This is a genomic window from Paenibacillus sp. 4624 (assembly GCF_050435065.1).
GTDB classification, from domain to species: Bacteria; Bacillota; Bacilli; order Paenibacillales; family Paenibacillaceae; genus Paenibacillus; species Paenibacillus amylolyticus_D.
Map to the genome: position 1 here is coordinate 629,906 of NZ_JBNDJR010000001.1, position 20,518 is coordinate 650,423.

Genomic DNA, 20,518 nt, shown 5'->3' on the forward strand with positions numbered 1-20,518 from the left:
AATAAACGCTTTCGTTCGTCGATATATGAAATTGATTCGGTTCAAATCAAAAATTGGACGGGCCATCCATGCACATTGAGGGGGAGATGGAATTATATGTTGGAATTTGATTTTGAGATGGAGAGCTTGGCTCAGATTAAAGTCATTGGGGTAGGCGGCGGCGGAAGCAACGCTGTTAACCGAATGATTGAAGGTGGAGTACAAGGTGTTGAATTTATTACAGTGAACACGGATGCCCAGGCATTGCACCTGGCCAAATCCGAGCATAAATTGCAAATTGGTGATAAGTTAACCCGTGGTCTTGGTGCTGGTGCCAATCCGGATGTAGGTAAAAAGGCAGCGGAAGAGTCCCGTGACTTGATCATGAACACATTGAAAGGTGCGGACATGGTATTTGTTACAGCAGGTATGGGCGGCGGTACAGGTACGGGTGCAGCTCCGGTAATCGCTGAGATTGCTAAAGAGTGCGGCGCACTTACTGTAGGTGTTGTAACACGTCCTTTCACTTTTGAAGGCCGCAAGCGTTCGACTCATGCTGAACAAGGAATCGAAGCACTTAAGGAAAAAGTGGATACACTGATTGTGATCCCGAATGACCGTTTGCTTGAAATTGTTGACAAAAAGACTCCGATGTTGGAAGCATTCCGTCAAGCGGATAACGTACTTCGTCAAGCGGTACAAGGTATCTCCGATTTGATCAAGGTTCCTGGTCTGATCAACCTTGACTTTGCAGACGTCAAAACGATCATGCATGAGCGTGGATCTGCCCTTATGGGGATCGGTGAAGCGACTGGAGAGAACCGTGCAGCCGAAGCGGCACGCAAAGCCATCATGAGTCCTTTGCTTGAGACCTCTATTGAAGGCGCACGTGGCGTAATCATGAACATCACAGGTGGCGTTAATCTGTCCCTGTATGAAGTGAATGAAGCTGCAGAGATCGTGACATCGGCTTCCGATCCGGAAGTGAATATGATCTTTGGTGCGATTATTGATGAAGATCTGAAAGAGGAGATCAAGGTTACAGTCATCGCGACAGGATTTGAGGACAAACCTTCTGCTCCACCCGTACGCAAACCTGCTACAGCATCAGAGCCGGCAGAGACACGTTCACCGAATCTTCGTCCATTCGGAAACCAGCCAAGCAATGATCAGCTGGACATTCCGACATTTTTACGTAATCGTTCGCGCAACAATAACAACGAATAATTGGGTAATATTACATCTGGAAAACCCGGTGTTGCTTTTGCAGCAACCGGGTTTTTTGCTGTTTTTTTATATAGCTTAACATACAGGAATGAACAAATTCTGAACAACTCGGCTGCGTCATTCCGACAAAAATAGTTGAAGACAAGCTCCCACAATTAGACAGACTTTGAACAGGAGGCTACGTATACTTGGGAATATGCTCATGAATATCGAGATGATGAAGCATTTAGGTTGTTTCAAATTCGAAGCATTTAGGTTGTTTCAATCCGGAGCATTTGGGTTGTTTCCGTCTGAGCTATGTGAGATCGATACAATCTGACGCATGTGAAATTGATTCAATCGGAAGGATGTAGGATTGATTCAACCTAAAGGCATGTGAGGTTCGTTGTAACCATTCGTTTATTCGTTTCGATGGTTGGATGCAGGCAGGTGAAGAGCGTTGGTTGTATATGTCGATTTGATCTTTTTGACAAACCTATGTATGGATGGAGCGCTCATTGGATTGACGGCTTGGATGCGCCAAACGAAGCTGGTCTGGTGGAGATGGCTGTTATCGGCCATCGTTGGCGCGTTATACGTCGTGATGATGTTTGTACCGCAGTTTGATTTCCTGTTCACGTTTTTGATCAAGTTTGGTTTTTCTCTTGTGATGTTGAGTATCGCGTTTGGATATAAGGGACTGCAGGCTTTTGTGAGGACGCTGGGTACATTTTATGTCATTAATTTTGTGGCAGCTGGAGGCATCCTGGGTGTGCATTATATGCTTCAGAGCTCAGGAGAACTGTTCAATGGCATCTGGTTCACAGCATCTGGCGGCATGTCGTTTGATCTGAAGATTGCGTTCTGGTTTACTTTCATTGTATTCTTCGCGGTGCTCATTTTATTCAAAATTGTGCAAGGGGCCAAACGTAAATCAGATCGCATGACCACTTACCTTGGTCAAGTTGAGGTTTACATCGATGAGGTTGTTGTGTCTTGTACAGGCCTTCTGGATACAGGAAATCAACTTACAGATCCCTTGTCACGGATGCCGGTGATGGTTATGGAGGTTTCATTGTGGCAAGCGATGTTGCCTGATTCATGGAACAGTAGACTGAAACACGAATCACCGGAAAATCTCATCATGGAACTGGATCAGAATCATTTTCGTTGGCAGGATCGTCTGCGCTTGGTTCCTTATCGGGGGATTAATAAAGGAACAGCATTTATGCTGGCGATCAGGCCGGATCGGGCTAAAGTGACGATGGACGGAACAGATTATGTGACGACAAAAGTTCTGATTGGGCTGGATGGGGGCATTTTGTCGTCGGATGGGAAATATCAGGCCGTAATTCATCCTGAACTGGTGCAAGAAGCTGCTTCTGCGCAGTCTAAGGCTCAATCCGCAGAACCCACAGAAAAGCCGCTGAATGTGGTATAGGAGGAACCTACATGCTTGTGAAATGGAAACTGGTTGCCCAGCTACAATATTATCGTTTGTTGTTCCTGTTTGGGCTGAAAAGTGAAGAGATCTATTACATTGGGGGAAGTGAGGCACTTCCACCTCCATTGACACGGGAAGAAGAGGAGTACTTGCTACAGAAGTTATCGTCAGGAGATTCGGCGATTCGTGCCATGTTAATCGAGCGTAACCTGCGTTTGGTGGTATACATTGCACGTAAGTTCGAGAACACAGGGATTAACATCGAGGACCTGGTATCCATAGGTGCAATCGGACTGATCAAAGCTGTAAATACATTTGATCCGGAAAAGAAAATAAAGCTCGCGACCTACGCTTCGCGCTGTATCGAAAATGAAATTTTGATGTATCTGCGGCGTAACAGTAAAATTCGTACAGAAGTTTCTTTTGATGAACCACTGAACATCGACTGGGATGGAAACGAGCTTTTATTATCCGATGTGCTAGGTACCGAGAACGATACAATCTATCGAAATATTGAAGAACAGGTAGATCGCAAGCTGCTCCATAAGGCGCTGGAAAAACTGACCGATCGCGAGCGAATGATTATGGAGCTTCGTTTTGGCTTGACGGATGGGGAAGAAAAGACGCAAAAGGATGTGGCAGATCTGCTTGGAATCTCCCAATCCTATATCTCTAGGCTTGAAAAAAGAATCATTAAGAGGCTTCGAAAAGAGTTCAACAAAATGGTTTGATCCCATGAGAAAAGAAGATTGGGTATTACTGGCAAGGGTGCCAACGACGAATAAAAAAGCCTGCCCCGGAGATAATGTACATTAATGTTTCTCCTTGGGAGGTAAATCACGATGACCCGAAACAAAGTCGAGATTTGTGGCGTGGACACCGCAAAGTTGCCTGTTCTCACCAATATTGAAATGCGGGAATTATTTCATTCCCTTCAGCAGCACCATGATCGCTCAGCAAGAGAGAAATTAGTGAATGGCAACCTGCGTTTGGTACTCAGTGTCATTCAGCGTTTTAACAATCGGGGGGAGTTTGTCGATGATCTGTTCCAGGTTGGATGTATCGGCCTGATGAAAGCCATTGATAATTTTGATTTATCCCAAAATGTCAAATTTTCAACCTATGCAGTACCGATGATTATCGGTGAGATTCGCAGGTATCTGCGTGACAATAATCCGATTCGGGTATCCCGGTCACTACGGGATATTGCCTATAAGGCACTTCAGGTTCGTGACAGCCTGACGAATAAAAATTCACGCGAACCGACGATATTTGAAATTTCGGAGGCACTGAACGTACCGAAGGAAGATGTTGTTTTTGCACTGGATGCCATTCAAGATCCGGTATCCCTGTTTGAACCCATTTATCACGACGGGGGAGACCCGATTTATGTGATGGATCAGATCAGTGATGACAAAAACAAGGATGTGTCCTGGATTGAAGAGATCGCATTGCGGGAAGCGATGCACCGTCTCGGTCAACGGGAAAAGATGATTTTGTCGATGCGCTTTTTTGAAGGGAAAACCCAGATGGAAGTGGCGGATGAAATCGGAATATCGCAGGCTCAGGTTTCACGTCTGGAGAAATCAGCTATACAGCAGATGCAGAAACATGTGAAATCGTAGGATGACATTAAACAAGAAAGGCGATCAGTCGGAGAATCATTCCATTGATCGTCTTTTTTGTGCAAAAGGAAGGGAAGTCTCCCCCTAGTCCAGTGTACTTTTGTCCGAGTTGGCTTTGTAATAAACAAGCGAAAAACAGGACATTTTTCGCCTACAGAACATATATTGGTATAGAGGCATGCTGAACGGGCAGATGAGCTGTAAACAGGGGGCGGGGAGAATGAGAGTGAACACGAATGAGTCAACGTCACGAGGCATGAAAATCTCCGATTTTCAAACAAAGGATGTCATAAATATTACGGACGGCAAACGTCTTGGCCAGATCAGTGACTTGGAACTGGATCTTAAGCAGGGGCGAATTGAAGCCATCGTTGTTCCAGGATACAGCCGTTTTATGGGGTTGTTTGGAGGAGGGACAGATCTGATTATACCTTGGAGAAATATTGTGAAGATTGGCTCGGATGTCATTTTGGTTAAAATGGATGAGGTGAAAGAACAAGCTTATGATGAGCGTGAACGGGAAGCAAGGTTATATGATGAGCAGCAACAGGGCCGCGCGGAGCGTACCGAACGATTGGAACGGCTGGATCGGAGTCAACGAAGAACGATATAAAGGAGACAGAATGCATCCGCATTTGGTAAACTGGAAGTTGTGAGGTGATGAAGAATGGAACCCTTTGTATTGAACAGAGATGTCTTGAAGGATATAGAAGAGAAAACGTATCATGGTGATCAAGATCCGCTGTTCTTATATATTGAATCTTGGAAACACCTGTATGAAAAGTTAAAAGTTGGATTTACAACCAGACATGGCGGCGTTGGTCAAGAACCTTACGCTACGCTTAATTGTGCATATCACGTTGGGGATAATGCCGAGGCAGTGCTGCGTAATCGCCGTCTCGTGACGGAGAAGCTTGCTTTCCCGCCGGAAGCATGGACTTGTGGAGAACAGGTGCATGGTAAAGCGGTAGCTGTCATTACAGCTGACGACAAAGGCAGAGGACTGCTGGATCGTCAATCCGCATTGCAGGATACAGACGGGCTGGTGACCAACGTGCCTGGTGTACTACTGACTTCGTTTTATGCTGACTGCGTTCCCTTATATTTCTATGATCCGGTGAATCAGGCTGTAGGTCTTGCTCATGCAGGATGGAAAGGGACTGTGGCGGGAATCGCCGTCTCTATGGTGGAAACGATGGAAAGGGAGTATGGAAGCCGGAGAGAGGACATTCGGGCGGCTATTGGCCCCTCCATTGGCGATTGCTGTTATGAAGTGGATGAGGCTGTTATGAAGCATGTTCGGGTTTGGCTGGATGAACCCCGGGGTAATGATGAATACAATCCTTCTGCTTCCAAGCGCATATATACACCTGCTGCGAACGGAAAAACGATGTTAAACTTGAAAGAATGTAATCGACACATTATGATGAAAGCAGGAATATTGCCGGATCATATCGAATGTACAACATGGTGTACAAGTTGTCATCCCGAACTATTTTTCTCCTATCGTAAGGAAAATGGGGTAACGGGAAGAATGGCAAGTTGGATTGGGCTGGAAGAGAGGTGATCCTCTGTGTCATTGGAGGAACGTATACAACAAGTAAATCAGAAGATTGAAGATGCGTGTAAGCGCAGTAACCGCCCTGTTGAGGATGTGAATGTGATTGCGGTCACGAAATATGTCTCATTACAAACGACGGGTGCTGTGCTGGATCATGGTCTTGAGCATATTGGAGAAAATCGCTGGCAGGATGCACAGGCGAAATGGGAAGCCTTCGGACAGAAGGGCACGTGGCACTTTATTGGTCATTTGCAGACAAACAAGGTGAAAGACGTCATTGGCAAGTTTGCGTGCATCCATTCACTGGATCGTTTGTCACTTGCGAAAGAGCTGGATAAAAAAGCCGCTTCACTTGGAATTCAGGTGAACACGTTTATGCAGGTGAACATTTCAGGCGAAGAGAGCAAGTATGGTCTGCAGCCTGAACAGGCAAGTTCTTTTCTGAAGGATATTCAATCGTTCAACAACCTTAAGGTCATTGGTCTGATGACAATGGCGCCTCATGAGGAAGATCCAGAGTTGACGCGTCCTGTATTTCGAGGTTTGCGTGAGCTGAGAGATGATTTGAATGGACAAGCATTGACAGCAGAGCCTATTACCGAGTTGTCCATGGGCATGTCCAACGATTTCGAAGTGGCCATTGAAGAAGGAGCAACCTGGGTGCGGCTTGGATCAATTCTCGTAGGAAAAGAGGAGGGAACACGATGGGCGTAATGAATAAATTTATGAATTTCCTGGGACTTCAGGAAGAGGAAGAGATTGTAGAGCGGGAGCGCCTTGCTGCACAGGAAGAACACGAGCCCGAACAGCAGGAAAATGAAACCTCTGCACTTGATAAACGTAGAAACCAAAGGGGTAATAATGTGGTTAGCATTCATTCCCAGAAAAATGTAAAAGTTGTCCTTTATGAGCCTCGTTCTTATGACGAAGCACAGGAGATTGCCGACCATCTGCGGTCGCATCGTACCGTTGTTGTGAATCTGCAACGAATCCGTCAGGATCAGGCTTTACGTGTGATCGATTTTCTGAGCGGCACGGTATATGCATTAGGCGGCGGTATATCTAAAATTGGCGGCAACATTTTTCTCTGTACGCCAGATACGGTTGAAATTCAGGGAACCATTACGGAGATACTGGCTGACAGCGAGCAAGATTATAACAGAATGAGGTGAGCCTTTTTTGTATCAGATGATTGAAGGTATATTGGGTACGCTATACCAGATTTATTTTTACATGGTTATTGTCTACATATTGATGTCATGGCTTCCCAATGCACGGGAGAGCTTCATCGGTGAATTGTTAGGCAAATTTGTAGAGCCTTACTTAAGTCCTTTCCGCCGGTTTATTCCGCCTCTGTTCGGTGTGCTGGATATTTCCCCGATTGTCGCGTTGCTCGTTCTTCGACTGGCGCTTGTCGGGTTACTCTCTATCGTTCAGTATTTGACATTTTAGGTTAGGGTGACATAGATGAGTGGTAATATGTACGAACATTTTAGCCATGATGAGCGGGACTTTGTAGATAAAGCTACCGATTGGGTTGAACGGGCGAGCAAGGTTCATGATACGAAGCTCACCGACTTTCTTGATCCAAGACAGGTGTTTATTCTGCAATCGTTGGTCAATCGCAGCCAAGACGTTCAGGTTCGTTTTGATGGCGGATATGAAGCCGCTGAACGCAAGCGTGCATTGATTGCGCCTGATTATCGGTATCTGGATGAAGAAGATATGGGGATGCAGGTCCTTAGCATTACGTCTGACGATCAGAAAATCTCGGAACTGGAGCACGGGGACTATATGGGTTCCCTGCTCGGTCTCGGGATGAAACGAGGCAAGATTGGAGATATTCAAGTGCTGGAGCATGGCTGCCATACTGTAGTGGCAGCAGAGACCGGCGCTTTTTTATCGCTTCAATTGAATCAGGTGCACCGATTACACGTATTCACTGAACTACTGCCATTGAATCAGATGAAATGGTCTGCGACGAAATTGGACACTATAGATATTACCGTTGCTTCGATGCGACTGGATGGCATCTGTGCAGATGTGCACAGATTAAGCCGAAGTAAAGTACTGATTCCAATTAAAGCAGGACGCTGTAAAGTGAATTGGAAAGTGGTGGAAGACCCCTCCAAGCCGCTTAAGGCAGGAGATGTGGTATCCATTCAAGGATTTGGTCGTTTTAAGGTACTTGAACAGGATGGGATGACCAAAAAGGGACGTTGCCGGGTAAAGATCGGTAAATTTGCTTGATGTTATTGCAGGATAATCCGAATTCTTGTCGAAATGTTAAACGTAAAGGTAAAAAAATATCCGGTGTTTCCGATATACATTAAAGTACAAGATGCGGATCTCTGCAGATCGTGAGAGCAGGTTCTGCACTCCGTATAGAGTTGCCAATTCAGGTTTCTTTCGTACGGCCCCTTGGGTGGAACCCATATGCTGCAAACCTTCTCTAGTGTGAGAAGGAATTTTTACAGGAGGTGGACAGCATGCCATTAACGCCGCTGGACATACATAACAAGGAATTCTCTCGACGCTTGCGTGGGTATGACGAGGATGAAGTCAATGAATTCCTGGATCAAGTCATCAAAGATTACGAAGGCGTCATTCGCGAGAACAAGGAGCTGAGCAATCAGTTGCTGTCCGTTCAGGAGAAGCTGGATCATTTTGCTACCATTGAAGAGACACTGAGCAAAACGATCATTATTGCGCAGGAAGCTGCTGACGATGTGAAGAATAACGCGAAGAAGGAAGCGCAGTTAATCGTGAAGGAAGCAGAGAAAAACGCAGACCGCATCGTTAACGAAGCGCTTGGCAAGTCCCGTAAGATTGCTTTGGAAGTGGAAGAATTGAAGAAGCAGGCATCCATCTATCGCGCGCGTTTCCGCACGCTGGTTGAAGCTCAGCTTGAACTGTTGACACAGGATGGCTGGGAAGCGCTGGAGAGCCGTGAGCAGGAAGTGCGTGACCGTGAGCGGGAGATGAAAGAAATTTATTAGTCTGCCGCCTGGTTGACTTTTGCGGGCAAAGAAGCTATAACTATATTCATATTGAATAGTGATTCCATGACGGGCTCAGTACGTTATGATCTCATCCCTCAGAGAGTTGGTGTCTGGTGCAAACCAACGGATGAGTTATAGCCGAATATCTCCCCGGAGAAGTGACGCTGAAGCGGTGAATGCATTGCCGTGTGTAAGCTGAACCGTAAACCGTACGTTATAACGGTACCCTGCGTCAGTTTAGCGGGGCTTAAGCGCTGTTGATGACAGAGCATACTCAGGGTGACCTGAATGTGGTTTGTGATGAACAGAATTAGGGTGGTAACGCGAGCAGAACCTCGTCCCTTTCCAGGGACGAGGTTTTTTTTGTGTCCCAAAACGGTGAGCGGAATCTATGAGCTGCGATAGTGTATGTTTTACATTCGATTCATCTTAACAAAAGAAAGGAAGTTGAACAGCATGCAACGAGTGGATGTCAAAGAAAAAGCACGTGAAAGAGAACTACGTGTATTAAATAAATGGAAAACGGAGAATACGTTCAAACGCTCCATTGAGAACCGGGAAGGCAAGCCAAACTTCGTCTTTTATGAAGGCCCGCCTACAGCGAACGGTAAACCACATATCGGTCACGTGCTTGGCCGTGTAATTAAAGACTTTGTTGGACGCTACAACACGATGAAGGGTTACCGCGTTGTGCGTAAAGCGGGATGGGATACACACGGCTTACCGGTAGAGCTTGGAGTACAGAAGAAATTGGGTATCTCCCACAAGTGGGAGATCGAAGATTACGGCGTGGAGAAGTTTATTAACGAATGTAAGGCCAGTGTATTTGAATACGAGCAGCAATGGCGTGATTTGACCGAAGGCATCGGATACTGGACGGATATGGATAACCCATATATCACACTGGATAACAACTACATCGAAAGTGTATGGAATATCCTGGCGACGATTCATGAGAAAGGTCTCTTGTATCGTGGTCACCGCGTAAGCCCATACTGTCCTTCTTGTCAGACAACATTAAGTTCTCATGAAGTTGCACAAGGCTATAAGGACGTTAAAGATCTGAGTGCGACAGCAAAATTCAAGCTGGATGACAGCGGCGAATTCGTGCTGGCCTGGACGACGACCCCTTGGACATTGCCTTCTCACGTTGCACTTGCTGTAAACCCGGCAATGGACTACTCTCGTGTACGTCAAAATGATGAAGTGTACATCATGGCGACGAACTTGGTGGAGAAAGTTATGAAAGACGGCAAAGGCGAGTATGAGATCATCGGTTCACTGAAAGGTGCAGACCTCGTCGGTAAAACGTACAGCCCGCCATTTAACTACGTACAGGCTGAGAAAACAAACATCGTGCTTGGTGCAGGGTTTGTAACGGATGCAAGCGGTACGGGTATCGTTCATTTGGCTCCTGCACATGGTGAAGATGACTACCGTGTATGTCGCGAGAATGGCATCAGTTTTGTAAACATGGTTGATCTGGAAGGTAAGTTTGTGGCAGAAGTGACTGATTTTGCAGGCCGCTTTGTAAAAGATTGCGACATTGATATCGTAAGATATTTGTCCGAGAATGGCCGTTTGTTCAGCAAAGAGAAATACGAGCACAGTTATCCGTTCTGCTGGCGTTGTGATACTCCACTTCTGTATTACGCAATGGACAGCTGGTTTATCCAGACAACAGCGATCAAGGATCAGCTTATTGCCAACAACAGTGAAGTGGAATGGTATCCGGGTCATGTGCGTGAAGGTCGCTTCGGTAAATTCCTCGAAGATCTCGTGGACTGGAACATCAGCCGTGACCGTTACTGGGGAACACCGCTAAACATCTGGGTGTGTGAAGAGACAGGCGAACAGTTTGCTCCTCATAGCATCGCTGAGTTACGTGCGCGTGCCGTAGGCGATGTGCCTGAAAATCTGGAGTTGCATAAACCGTATGTGGATGAAGTAAAGGTGCTCAGCTCTTGTGGGAAATATGAAATGAAGCGGACGCCAGAAGTCATTGATGTATGGTTCGACAGCGGCTCCATGCCGTTTGCGCAACAGCATTATCCTTTCGAAAATAAAGAAGTATTTGAGCAGCAATATCCGGCGGATATGATCTGTGAAGGGATTGACCAAACGCGTGGCTGGTTCTACAGCCTGCTCGCCGTATCTACACTTTTGACAGGCAAAGCGCCTTATAAAGCTGTTATGGCAACAGGACACGTACTGGACGAAAATGGACAAAAGATGTCCAAATCTAAAGGCAATGTTATCGATCCATGGGAAGTCATTGAGGAGTACGGTACCGATGCATTCCGCTGGGCGTTGTTGTCTGACAGTGCACCGTGGAACAGCAAACGTTTTTCTAAAGGCATCGTAGGAGAAGCGAAATCCAAAATGGTGGATACGCTGGTGAATACTCATGCATTCCTGACGCTGTACGCAACCATCGATGGATTCGATCCACAGGAACATCCATTCCAGGTGTCTGCTCACAAACTGGATCGCTGGATTCTGTCCAGATTGAACAGCCTGATCCTTGTGGTAGAAAAAGCATTGTCTGTGAACGACTACCTGAATTCTTCCAAGGCGATCGAAGCCTTTGTAGATGAGCTCAGTAACTGGTATATCCGCCGTTCCCGAGATCGCTTCTGGGGAAGTGGTTTGACAGAGGATAAACTGGATGCGTATCGTACCCTTACCGAAGTGCTCGTGACTACAGCGAAGCTGGTTGCGCCATTCACTCCAATGCTGGCTGAGGATATTTACCTCAACCTGACAACTGGCGAAAGTGTGCATATGGATGACTATCCTGTAGCGAATGAAGCATTAATCGATGCGGCTCTGGAGCAAGATATGGAAACAGCTCGTCGTGTGGTTGAGCTTGCGCGTAACGTTCGTAACGAGACAGGTATCAAAACGCGTCAGCCATTGTCCGAGTTGATTGTCTCCCTTGACAAAGGCTTCGATCTGGCAAGTTATGAAGAGATCATCAAGGAAGAGATCAACGTCAAAGGAATCCGTACAGAGCACAACGATGCCGATTTTGTTGATTTTACACTCAAGCTGAACCTTAAGGTTGCAGGTAAAAAATACGGCAAAAACGTAGGTTTCCTGCAAAACCTGTTCAAAGGCATGACGGCGGATGAGACCCGTAAAGTGGTAGCAGAAGGTGCATTCAACGTCGTTTCTCCGGAAGGAGAGGAACTGCAGGTGACGGATGAGGAGTTGCTCGTTGAGAAACAAGCTAAATCGGGCTTTGCTTCCGCATCCGGTTATGGTTTGACGGTAGCCCTCAACACAGAAATCACAACGGCGCTGGAGCAAGAAGGCTGGGTTCGTGAAGTGGTCCGGGCGGTACAGGATACCCGCAAACGTCTGGATCTGCCAATTGAGAAAAGAGTGCGCCTGACGCTGGATGTGGATGCCGATCTTCAAGCAGCAATTGAAGCATTTGACGATGTTCTGCGTGAAAATGTACTGGTGACTGACGTGACATTTGGTAAAGCGGATGGCATGGAGCAAGTGGAAGCCGGAGGCAAAGGCATCGGAATCTATATTCAAGCGTAATGAACAAGAATAAATAAGGTTAAAATAAATGAGCCACAGCTAAGGAAGCAAATCCTGAAGCTGGGCTCATTTGTTTTTGTTTGTTTTTCCATAGATCAGGCAATGATTAAATTGTGCAGTTTTTTAGGGAAATTCATGCAAGGATTGGAGCGAAACATGAACAAACAGGATAAGTCAGCTGAGTCCAGTTCAACCGCAACAGCGGAAATGGCAAAGATGGATACACCGCATGATAAAATTGAAGAATTACATACGTTAACCAATCGGCTTGCCAATGAGCTGGAACGTTCACGTATTGCACAATATACTGAATTGCTGAATCGACCGTGGAAGCTAATTGGGCTAAATCTATTGTCCGGCGCAGCCAGAGGTGTAGGGATAGCCATCGGATTTACTTTTTTCGCGGCTACCATTATCTATGTGTTACAGGTTCTCGGTGCGTTAAATTTACCCATCGTCGGAGATTATATTGCTGATATTGTACGAATCGTACAAAGACAGCTTGATATGAATACGTACTGAAAAATAAAGGCCTTTAGATTACTCACCTGTACACTCAATACGTGTCATCATCCTCTGAGTCTGGTTCAAGTAATCCTAAGCCCTCACCATTCTCAAGATACTGTCGGTACTGACGATTACGTACAATAGAAACATCGTGGCCATAAATATCCGTTGCGACAAAGCTTTCGTAAGCCTCAACAAAGCCGTCCAGCTCTTCCGTAGCTTCAATAGCCATCACATCGTAGCTGTCGATATCACCGTTTTCCGCCATTGCCGGGGAATTCGAGCTGCCCCAACTCTCTACGATCTGCCAGGCGTCTTCGCCGTCAAAACCATTCTGATCATCCCGCTCGTCCAGACTGGTACGTCCAAATGATGGGGCGAGGAACTCTTCCTCCACAGGCCGATTTTCGGAAACAACGGTTTCCGGTTGATGCTTTTTGCAGTACTTTGTGTATGGGACGGCCTCCATACGCTCGTATGGGATCGGTTGCTGGCAGACAGCGCATGTACCGTAATGACCTTCTTCGATCAAATGCAGGGCGGAATCAATACGTTCGAGTTGAAATTCATCATGCTCCAGTAAGGAGATATCTTTTTCTCGTTCATATACCTCTGTGGCAAGATCACCAGGATGATTATCAATCGGTGACAGTTCACCAGTCTGCAGTTTTAAAGAATCACCCAAGCCATAATGCTGGTTCTCTGATAGCCGGTGTTCGATATCCTGTTTGTCAGACAAGAGCTGGGAACGCAAAGATTGCATTTGTTCGGCTGTGAAATGTGACATGGCTTTCCCCTTTCTATTCCACTTGGAATCCGGTTGTTTGTCTCCATTCTAGGATGTACCTTTTGAAGCAGGATTACAGTAGGCAAATGTTATCGTTTTTTCCAAGCCCCTCAAGGCCGATACTGCTTCGCACGTTTGCCACGTCATGGACGATCTCTGAATAGCTGTGCTACAATAAATAAGTCTGGCGAATGCTTGGTATCGCTGGAAAAGACAAGAACGGAGTGACAACAAACGTGGTGTATTATATCCTTGCTTTTATCGTATTTTTAGTGGATCAGGGAACAAAGTACCTGATTGCTACCCGGATGGAGCTTAGAGAAGAAATTCCGGTCATTGGCAATTTTTTTGTCATCACTTCCCATCGAAATTCAGGTGCGGCGTTTGGTATTCTACAGGATCAACGCTGGTTCTTTATTGTGGTGACCATCATTGTGGTTGTCGCCTTGATTTGGTATTTGCAAAAAGTAAAAGATACTCCGCACAAGTTGTTGCCCGTAGCGCTTAGCCTTGTGCTTGGAGGAGCAATTGGTAACTTCCTTGACCGTGCGTTGACGGGGGAAGTTGTAGACTTTGTGCAGCTTAATTTTGGGAGTTACACGTTCCCGATCTTTAACATTGCTGACTCGGCCATCTGTATCGGGGTAGCGTTGATTATTGTGGAGACATTATTGGAAGGACGTCGTGAAAAAGCGGCCGCGAAGATTGAAGGGAATGAGCATCATGAGTAATTCGAATGAGGAACAACGTAATAACGATGAGCAATTTAACGGTGAGGAACGTATGGAATGGATCGTTGCCGCTGAACATAAGAAGGAACGTGTGGATAAATACATTACAGATGCTTTAGATAATGTGTCTCGCTCGCAAGTTCAGCTATGGATTGCAGATGGGGCAGTTACGGTTAATGGTTCTCTAGTGAAGGCCAACGCGAAGCTGTCAGAAGGGGATCGGATCGTATTACAGATTCCAGAACCTGCTGCGGTGGAGATCATTGCAGAAGATATCCCGCTTGAAGTGGTTTATGAAGACAGTGATCTGATTGTCATTAACAAACAGCGAGGACTGGTCGTACACCCTGCACCGGGACATACATCAGGTACACTTGTGAACGCTCTAATGTATCATTGCAAGGATCTTTCTGGTATTAACGGAGAACTGCGTCCAGGGATTGTACATCGGATTGACAAGGATACGTCAGGCTTGATTATGGCGGCCAAAAACGATCGTGCGCATGCTTCACTAGCTGCCCAGTTGAAGGAACACAGTGTGAACAGACGTTATATCGCACTCGTTCATGGGCATCTCGGTCATGATCAAGGGACCATCGATGCACCGATCGGACGGGACACGAATGATCGTAAAATGTACACAGTCACCGAACGCAACAGCAAACATGCGGTGACTCATTTTACAGTGACGGAGCGCATCAACGATTACACCTTGCTCGAGTTGAAGCTCGAGACAGGACGTACTCATCAGATCCGGGTGCATATGAAATTTATTGGTCATCCCCTTGTCGGTGATCCAACATATGGGCGGAACAAGGGTATCAAAATGAATGGACAGGCTCTGCACGCGGCAACACTTGGTTTTGTGCATCCTTCTACAGGAGAATACATGGAATTTAGTGCACCGATTCCGCAGGATATGGAGGATGTACTCGCTTCGCTGAGAAGCCGCTGACCTTTGAAGAAAGTACAAATGTTCGGATATTTTGTCCATGGTGTTGAATGCTCAAATGCTTCATATTAAAACATGAGAAATTTGCGTCAAAATGAGGAGATGAACACATTATGAGTATCGATAAATATCAGGAAACGTATATCCAAACTAATTTTGCTGACCGTATCGGCGGCTCCAACTATGGTAAAGACACGAACATCTATAAATTCGAGAAAATCAAACGTGCGAAAGCTTCTGCCAAAAAAGACTTTCCCGATGTCGAACTGATTGACCTTGGGGTTGGTGAACCGGACGAAATGGCGGATGCGGGCATCGTTGCTGCACTTGCTGCAGAAGCGGCTAAACCAGAGAACCGCGGGTACGCCGATAATGGTATTCCTGAATTTAAGACAGCGGCAGCTGCCTACCTAAAAAACGTATTTAACGTTGATGGAATTGATGCGGATACAGAGATCGTACACTCCATCGGTTCGAAACCGGCTTTGGCGATGTTACCTTCTTGCTTCATTAATCCAGGTGATGTAACGATCATGACTGTGCCTGGTTATCCAGTAATGGGCACACACACGAAATATTTAGGTGGAGAAGTATTCAACGTTCAATTGACCAAAGAGAACAACTTCTTGCCTGACCTGACAGCGATTCCCGAAGATATTGCTAAACGTGCAAAATTGCTTTATCTGAACTATCCAAATAACCCGACTGGTGCAAGTGCAACAGTGGAGTTTTTCACAGAGGTAGTCGAATGGGCAAAAAAATACAATGTTGTTGTTGTGCATGATGCTCCATATGCAGCATTGACGTATGATGGCAAAAAGCCTTTCAGCTTCCTTTCTGTACCGGGTGCCAAGGATGTCGGTGTGGAACTGCACTCCCTCTCCAAATCGTACAACATGACAGGATGGAGAATTGGCTTCGTAGCCGGTAATCCTCTCGTTGTCAAAGCATTCAGTGATGTGAAGGACAACAACGATTCCGGTCAATTCATCGCGATTCAGAAAGCAGCAGCTTACGGATTGAATCATCCTGAAATTACGGAGAAAATTGCAGAGAAGTATTCCCGTCGTCACGATATGTTGGTTGCAGCACTCAACGAGCTGGGCTTCCAGGCGGAGAAACCAAAAGGTTCTTTCTTCCTTTATGTTGAAGCACCAAAAGGTGTTGTCGGTGGACGTCGCTTCGAGTCAGGAGAAGACTTCTCCCAATTCCTGATTCGTGAGAAGCTGATTTCATCCGTTCCTTGGGATGATGCCGGTAACTTTGTTCGTTTCTCCGTTACGTTTATTGCGAGTGGCGAAGAAGAAGAGAAACGTGTTATTGCTGAAATTAAACGTCGTCTGAGTGATGTAGAGTTTGAATTTTAAAATTAAACATGCGTTAATATGGACTATAATGGGTATAAAGAGACCGGTAACGGTCTCTTTTTTATGTCAAAATGTATCCTTTATCCTCTTTACAAAAATAACCAAGCAACTTATTATTAAGTCTTTACGTTATTTGTATAGACTAATTCGTTAGAATTGTTGAAGGGAGTTATTGCTATTGTTTTCATCACGGCAAGATACCGCGTCTTCTGCTGTAGGCAATGCTGGAACCATTTCTGGTTTGTTTAAATTACTAAGGCCTAAGCAGTGGACTAAAAATTTGCTGTTATTTGCAGCATTGTTATTTTCATTTGAGGAAATCCGAACGGAGACGATTGTTTCAACAGGGATTGGCTTTCTGTTGTTTAGCCTTGTTGCAGGTTGTGTGTATATACTGAACGACTATGTCGATCGGGAACGGGATAGGCAACATCCGACCAAGCAGTTCCGTCCAATCGCTTCCGGGCAGGTCAATCCTACACATGCAATATTATTCGGAATGGCTCTCCTTGTTTTTTCCCTGGGAGCAGCTTTCGTGATGAATCCGTTATTCGGTATTTTGTGCATTGTGTATTTCTTGCTGAACGTATCTTATTCTTTTGTGCTGAAACATCTTGTTATTCTGGATATGATGACCATTGCGGCGGGCTTTGTGCTTCGTGCAATTGCCGGTGGTGTATTGATCCATGTCCCGTTCACCCCTTGGTTTCTGATTTGTACGATGTTGTTATCGCTGTTCCTTGCGATTGGTAAACGAAGAAACGAGCTTACGTTGCTGGAAGGAAACACAGGATCACATCGGAAAGTGCTGGATAACTACTCCATTACGTTGCTGGATCAATTCAATACGATTGTGACGACTGCAACGATCATTAGTTATTCTCTCTTCACCTTTACGTCGGATCGAACCATTCATCTGATGTGGACGATTCCGTTGGTAATCTATGGCATGTTCCGCTATTTGTATCTGATCCATATGAAAAATCAAGGCGGCTCACCAGACCGTGTTTTATTTGAGGACAAGCCTATTTTGATCACAGTCATCTTGTACGTGGTTAGTGTCATTACGATCTTTGCCATTTTCGAATGATAATAGAGAGATTTAATACAGAGGGGGATCAGGGTGAAACGAACGAAGGTTGCGATCTTTGATATTGATAAAACGATTATACGCAGTGATTCCATGTTCCAATTTGTATTTTACGGTATGCGCCGTTATCCTTGGCAGGTATGGCGTTTGCCTGTCATCGCATTTCATACCCTCCTATTCAAAGCGGGCTTTATGACGGTTGAACGGGTTAAGCATTCCTATTTTCAAGAAATCAAACGTATGTCTGAAAAAGACCTGGAGCATTTTTTCGATACCCACCTGCGAACTTCGATATTTACGGAGGCTAGTGTCGAGATGCAACATCGGAAAGAAGCTGGATATCATGTCTTGCTCGTAACGGCTTCTCCGCATGCGTATATGAAGTATTTCAAAACCTTCCCTTGGGTCGATCATGTGATCGGAACCGAACTTGTTCGGCATGAGAATGGTTATACCTGCACCATTGAAGGTGCCAATTGTAAGGGAGAAGAAAAGGTACGCCGGATTCAAGCTTATTTGGCTGAGAAAAACATGGAAATTGATTATGAGCAATCCTGCTCGTATTCCGATTCTTTATCGGATCTTCCCGTCATGCAGCTTGTGCGTCAGCGATATTTTGTAAATAAACGTGTGCCTGAGATGGAGGCGTTAACGTGGGGGAAATAAGTTCACGTCACACCGGCAAATGGTTGATGCTGGTTTCTGCATTCCTGACGGCGACCGGGCAGCTGTTCTGGAAGTGGGGATTGACGGAGTGGATCTACATGGGTGTGGGTTTTCTATGTTACGGTATGGGAGCCATTTTGATGATTAAGGCATTCGCGCGCGAAAAGCTTTCGGTGGCCTATCCGCTCATGTGTGCCAGTTATGTTTTTGCCCTAATCTACGGATATTTCTTGCTTGGTGAAGAAATTACGGTACAAAAGCTCGCGGCTGTTGTGCTCCTGGGAATCGGGGTGACATTAACCAGTGTGGATCGATAGTTGGATGATTGCTGTGTTAATCGTGATGACCCTATGCGGCGCAATGGGCGGAGCCGGGTTGAAATATTACGCAACGAGTCGTAAACGACTGCATGTGCTGATCGGACTTGGTTTTTATGGAATGGGTGCACTGCTTAACATAGTGTTACTGAAGTTTCTCCCATTAACTGTGGTGTTGCCTGCGAACGCTTTAACCTATGTCTGGACGCTTATTATTGCAAGGTGGGCTTTTAAGGAGACGGTAGGGCCAATGCGGTGGATCGGCGTTGTCTGTATAATGGGCGGACTATGCCTGCTTGTACTCTAGACCGAATTTTATATTTCTAATCTTTATCATTAAATATTGGATGTGAACGCATGAAATTTTTAGATTACATATTTTATGACCGTAGAGTGACTTGGACTGCTTTTGTTTTGTTCGCTGGTTTTGCTCTTTTTTATGGTTTGATGAATGGTTCTTATATTATGTATATCAGTCAAAATGCAGAGATGCTGGGAAAATACTCACCGTTTAATACAACCGTATTTCCACTTAACCTGTTTAATTTTGACCCTTCGATGTACTACGGAGATAACAGTTCTTCCGTTATTCATCCGTTAATATCTTATTTGGCGGTTACGCTCGGAGCTATTTCCAAGCTGCTGGGGGGCAATTGGTTTTTTCTGATTTTACAATCCCTTGTGAATGCAGGTTCAGTTGTTCTGGTCTTTGTGTTTCTAAGCCAAAATGAAACGAAATCCTCACATACACCGTTGTTGTTCGCGTTGCTGTTTGGGTTCAGCTCGTATTTGATGTTTACAGCCTTTATCCCGGACTCGTATCCGTATGTGCAGTTTGTTATTCTTCTGTCCGTTCTATACTTGCAGTATTCGCGTGTACAGAAGGAAGTCCGTTATGTACCAAATGCGTTACTTGCAACGATTAACTTTGGATTAACTTCGACCAACATCGTGCCGTTTGCCGGGGCTGTTTTCTTTAATATGCAGGTATGGCGCAGCAAGGCGGGTTGGAAAAAATATATCGGCATCATGTCACTTGCCGTGCTGATGATTGTGGTGTTAACAGCGATTCAGTATGTTGCATTTGGCGGCCGAAGCTGGATAAGCAACTGGTTGTTAGGTATTCAAAATGGGGGCACGAGTTACGCGACACCTTTCCAGTGGGCTGCACATTATAAAGCGTTAGTATTACTGACAATCAATCCCATGTTATCTCCCCAAGTGCACTTGCTTGATCCGGGTATGGTTGCATTTGTCACAGACCTTTCCCGCTCTAATCCGCTTTATGTTCAGATGACAGGTATATTTCTTTTGCTCCTTGCGCTAGCGGGTTTCATTCGTGCTATACGCGAGCGCAGTGTGTGGACGTTAATGCCGTACATTATATTTGCTTTCCTGCTTCATCTCGTTGTTGGTTTTGGGTTAGCTGTATTTCAATATGACATGTACCTGTATGCCGGACATTATTTGTTTGCTTTTTATCTGCTTGGTGGTATGTTTATCAGCAGTCTGCGCTCCGGGTTTGGTAAAAAAGTACTGCTTGGACTTCTCGTAGCATCCCTGCTCGTCACGGCGGGCAACAACATCTATCGTCATTTCGAAACCCTGTCGACGATTAAACAATCTTATGAACAGCTGGAAAAGCCACGTTCTGCACAGCGATGAGTAGTAAATACGGAAGTAAAGTGGAAATGAAAAATTGACATCGAACTTGATAAATCAAGTTTAG

At 45.5% G+C, this 20,518-nt stretch carries 22 protein-coding genes and 1 other annotated feature; of the genes, 21 read left to right on the forward strand and 1 reads right to left on the reverse strand.

The genetic code is table 11. The annotated features are described in order from the left end of the window. Positions 1-96: 96 nt before the first annotated feature. The 13 genes from ftsZ to ABIE27_RS02895 all read left to right on the forward strand — a co-directional run bounded on the left by ftsZ (position 97) and on the right by ABIE27_RS02895 (position 12,894). Positions 97-1,206: a cell division protein FtsZ gene (ftsZ, locus tag ABIE27_RS02835; protein ID WP_123062521.1), complete on the forward strand. Its 1,110-nt coding sequence runs from the start codon at positions 97-99 to the stop codon at positions 1,204-1,206. Positions 1,207-1,645: 439 nt separating this feature from the next. Then, positions 1,646-2,626: a sigma-E processing peptidase SpoIIGA gene (gene spoIIGA / locus ABIE27_RS02840; RefSeq protein ID WP_123062857.1), complete on the forward strand. Its 981-nt coding sequence runs from the start codon at positions 1,646-1,648 to the stop codon at positions 2,624-2,626. Positions 2,627-2,637: 11 nt separating this feature from the next. Beyond that, positions 2,638-3,360, forward strand: a complete 723-nt coding sequence (gene sigE / locus ABIE27_RS02845) for an RNA polymerase sporulation sigma factor SigE (RefSeq protein WP_090923750.1) — start codon at positions 2,638-2,640, stop codon at positions 3,358-3,360. 111 nt (positions 3,361-3,471) lie between these two features. Further along, on the forward strand, positions 3,472-4,254 hold the full coding sequence (gene sigG, locus ABIE27_RS02850; RefSeq protein WP_110898501.1) for an RNA polymerase sporulation sigma factor SigG: 783 nt from the start codon (positions 3,472-3,474) through the stop codon (positions 4,252-4,254). Positions 4,255-4,474: 220 nt separating this feature from the next. Continuing rightward, complete coding sequence (locus tag ABIE27_RS02855; protein ID WP_240036612.1) at positions 4,475-4,867, forward strand: YlmC/YmxH family sporulation protein; 393 nt, start codon at positions 4,475-4,477, stop codon at positions 4,865-4,867. Positions 4,868-4,921: 54 nt separating this feature from the next. Continuing rightward, positions 4,922-5,821, forward strand: a complete 900-nt coding sequence (gene pgeF, locus ABIE27_RS02860; RefSeq protein ID WP_429349873.1) for a peptidoglycan editing factor PgeF — start codon at positions 4,922-4,924, stop codon at positions 5,819-5,821. Between the two features lie 6 nt (positions 5,822-5,827). Next, on the forward strand, positions 5,828-6,529 hold the full coding sequence (locus ABIE27_RS02865; RefSeq protein ID WP_429349874.1) for a YggS family pyridoxal phosphate-dependent enzyme: 702 nt from the start codon (positions 5,828-5,830) through the stop codon (positions 6,527-6,529). Next, positions 6,520-6,987, forward strand: a complete 468-nt coding sequence (locus ABIE27_RS02870; RefSeq protein WP_090923746.1) for a cell division protein SepF — start codon at positions 6,520-6,522, stop codon at positions 6,985-6,987. Before ABIE27_RS02865 ends, ABIE27_RS02870 begins: the two co-directional genes overlap by 10 nt. Before the next feature lie 16 nt (positions 6,988-7,003). Further along, positions 7,004-7,267: a YggT family protein gene (locus ABIE27_RS02875; RefSeq protein ID WP_090923796.1), complete on the forward strand. Its 264-nt coding sequence runs from the start codon at positions 7,004-7,006 to the stop codon at positions 7,265-7,267. Positions 7,268-7,282: 15 nt separating this feature from the next. Then, a complete protein-coding gene (locus tag ABIE27_RS02880) occupies positions 7,283-8,065 on the forward strand; it encodes an RNA-binding protein (RefSeq protein ID WP_123062518.1) in 783 nt (260 codons plus the stop codon). A 239-nt stretch (positions 8,066-8,304) separates the two neighbouring features. Beyond that, positions 8,305-8,814: a DivIVA domain-containing protein gene (locus ABIE27_RS02885; RefSeq protein ID WP_090923744.1), complete on the forward strand. Its 510-nt coding sequence runs from the start codon at positions 8,305-8,307 to the stop codon at positions 8,812-8,814. Positions 8,815-8,871: 57 nt separating this feature from the next. Beyond that, positions 8,872-9,163 (forward strand) — a binding site (T-box leader). Between the two features lie 110 nt (positions 9,164-9,273). Further along, entirely contained in the window at positions 9,274-12,372 is a 3,099-nt protein-coding gene (gene ileS / locus ABIE27_RS02890) for an isoleucine--tRNA ligase (RefSeq protein WP_429349875.1), read from the forward strand. A gap of 216 nt (positions 12,373-12,588) precedes the next feature. Next, positions 12,589-12,894, forward strand: a complete 306-nt coding sequence (locus ABIE27_RS02895; RefSeq protein ID WP_240036644.1) for a DUF5665 domain-containing protein — start codon at positions 12,589-12,591, stop codon at positions 12,892-12,894. A 34-nt stretch (positions 12,895-12,928) separates the two neighbouring features. Here ABIE27_RS02895 and ABIE27_RS02900 read toward each other — a convergent pair whose 3' ends face one another. Further along, a complete protein-coding gene (locus ABIE27_RS02900; protein ID WP_123062515.1) occupies positions 12,929-13,666 on the reverse strand; it encodes a TraR/DksA C4-type zinc finger protein in 738 nt (245 codons plus the stop codon). A gap of 236 nt (positions 13,667-13,902) precedes the next feature. On the opposite strand from ABIE27_RS02900, the gene lspA reads away from it, so the two are divergent. The 8 genes from lspA (at position 13,903) to ABIE27_RS02940 (ending at position 20,454) form a co-directional block, all read left to right on the forward strand. Further along, complete coding sequence (gene lspA / locus ABIE27_RS02905; RefSeq protein ID WP_090923795.1) at positions 13,903-14,397, forward strand: signal peptidase II; 495 nt, start codon at positions 13,903-13,905, stop codon at positions 14,395-14,397. A gap of 52 nt (positions 14,398-14,449) precedes the next feature. Next, a complete protein-coding gene (locus ABIE27_RS02910) occupies positions 14,450-15,352 on the forward strand; it encodes an RluA family pseudouridine synthase (protein WP_240036643.1) in 903 nt (300 codons plus the stop codon). 110 nt (positions 15,353-15,462) lie between these two features. Beyond that, positions 15,463-16,716, forward strand: a complete 1,254-nt coding sequence (locus tag ABIE27_RS02915) for an LL-diaminopimelate aminotransferase (RefSeq protein WP_123062513.1) — start codon at positions 15,463-15,465, stop codon at positions 16,714-16,716. Positions 16,717-16,894: 178 nt separating this feature from the next. Beyond that, positions 16,895-17,806, forward strand: coding sequence for a decaprenyl-phosphate phosphoribosyltransferase (locus ABIE27_RS02920; protein ID WP_429349876.1), 912 nt, complete (start codon positions 16,895-16,897; stop codon positions 17,804-17,806). Between the two features lie 33 nt (positions 17,807-17,839). After that, positions 17,840-18,472, forward strand: a complete 633-nt coding sequence (locus ABIE27_RS02925; RefSeq protein WP_123062511.1) for an HAD family hydrolase — start codon at positions 17,840-17,842, stop codon at positions 18,470-18,472. 26 nt (positions 18,473-18,498) lie between these two features. Next, positions 18,499-18,789: an EamA family transporter gene (locus ABIE27_RS02930; RefSeq protein WP_123062854.1), complete on the forward strand. Its 291-nt coding sequence runs from the start codon at positions 18,499-18,501 to the stop codon at positions 18,787-18,789. A gap of 4 nt (positions 18,790-18,793) precedes the next feature. Beyond that, positions 18,794-19,096 carry an EamA family transporter gene (locus ABIE27_RS02935; RefSeq protein ID WP_123062855.1) on the forward strand — a complete coding sequence of 101 codons (303 nt, stop codon included), beginning with the start codon at positions 18,794-18,796 and terminating at the stop codon, positions 19,094-19,096. A gap of 50 nt (positions 19,097-19,146) precedes the next feature. Then, positions 19,147-20,454 carry a DUF6080 domain-containing protein gene (locus ABIE27_RS02940; protein ID WP_429349877.1) on the forward strand — a complete coding sequence of 436 codons (1,308 nt, stop codon included), beginning with the start codon at positions 19,147-19,149 and terminating at the stop codon, positions 20,452-20,454. Positions 20,455-20,518 lie beyond the last annotated feature (64 nt).

Excerpts from the sequence above, each read along its gene's own strand:
- sigG (WP_110898501.1), top strand. The coding sequence starts at position 3,472 with ATGACCCGAAACAAAGTCGAGATTTGTGGCGTGGACACCGCAAAGTTG.
- pgeF (WP_429349873.1), top strand. The coding sequence starts at position 4,922 with ATGGAACCCTTTGTATTGAACAGAGATGTCTTGAAGGATATAGAAGAG.
- ABIE27_RS02880 (WP_123062518.1), top strand. The coding sequence starts at position 7,283 with ATGAGTGGTAATATGTACGAACATTTTAGCCATGATGAGCGGGACTTT.
- ABIE27_RS02895 (WP_240036644.1), top strand. The coding sequence starts at position 12,589 with ATGGATACACCGCATGATAAAATTGAAGAATTACATACGTTAACCAAT.
- ABIE27_RS02915 (WP_123062513.1), top strand. The coding sequence starts at position 15,463 with ATGAGTATCGATAAATATCAGGAAACGTATATCCAAACTAATTTTGCT.
- ABIE27_RS02900 (WP_123062515.1), bottom strand. The coding sequence starts at position 13,666 with ATGTCACATTTCACAGCCGAACAAATGCAATCTTTGCGTTCCCAGCTC.
- ABIE27_RS02875 (WP_090923796.1), top strand. The coding sequence starts at position 7,004 with ATGATTGAAGGTATATTGGGTACGCTATACCAGATTTATTTTTACATG.
- ABIE27_RS02855 (WP_240036612.1), top strand. The coding sequence starts at position 4,475 with ATGAGAGTGAACACGAATGAGTCAACGTCACGAGGCATGAAAATCTCC.
- ABIE27_RS02930 (WP_123062854.1), top strand. The coding sequence starts at position 18,499 with ATGCTGGTTTCTGCATTCCTGACGGCGACCGGGCAGCTGTTCTGGAAG.
- ftsZ (WP_123062521.1), top strand. The coding sequence starts at position 97 with ATGTTGGAATTTGATTTTGAGATGGAGAGCTTGGCTCAGATTAAAGTC.
- ABIE27_RS02870 (WP_090923746.1), top strand. The coding sequence starts at position 6,520 with ATGGGCGTAATGAATAAATTTATGAATTTCCTGGGACTTCAGGAAGAG.
- ABIE27_RS02910 (WP_240036643.1), top strand. The coding sequence starts at position 14,450 with ATGGAATGGATCGTTGCCGCTGAACATAAGAAGGAACGTGTGGATAAA.
- ABIE27_RS02935 (WP_123062855.1), top strand. The coding sequence starts at position 18,794 with ATGATTGCTGTGTTAATCGTGATGACCCTATGCGGCGCAATGGGCGGA.
- ABIE27_RS02885 (WP_090923744.1), top strand. The coding sequence starts at position 8,305 with ATGCCATTAACGCCGCTGGACATACATAACAAGGAATTCTCTCGACGC.
- sigE (WP_090923750.1), top strand. The coding sequence starts at position 2,638 with ATGCTTGTGAAATGGAAACTGGTTGCCCAGCTACAATATTATCGTTTG.
- ileS (WP_429349875.1), top strand. The coding sequence starts at position 9,274 with ATGCAACGAGTGGATGTCAAAGAAAAAGCACGTGAAAGAGAACTACGT.
- ABIE27_RS02940 (WP_429349877.1), top strand. The coding sequence starts at position 19,147 with ATGAAATTTTTAGATTACATATTTTATGACCGTAGAGTGACTTGGACT.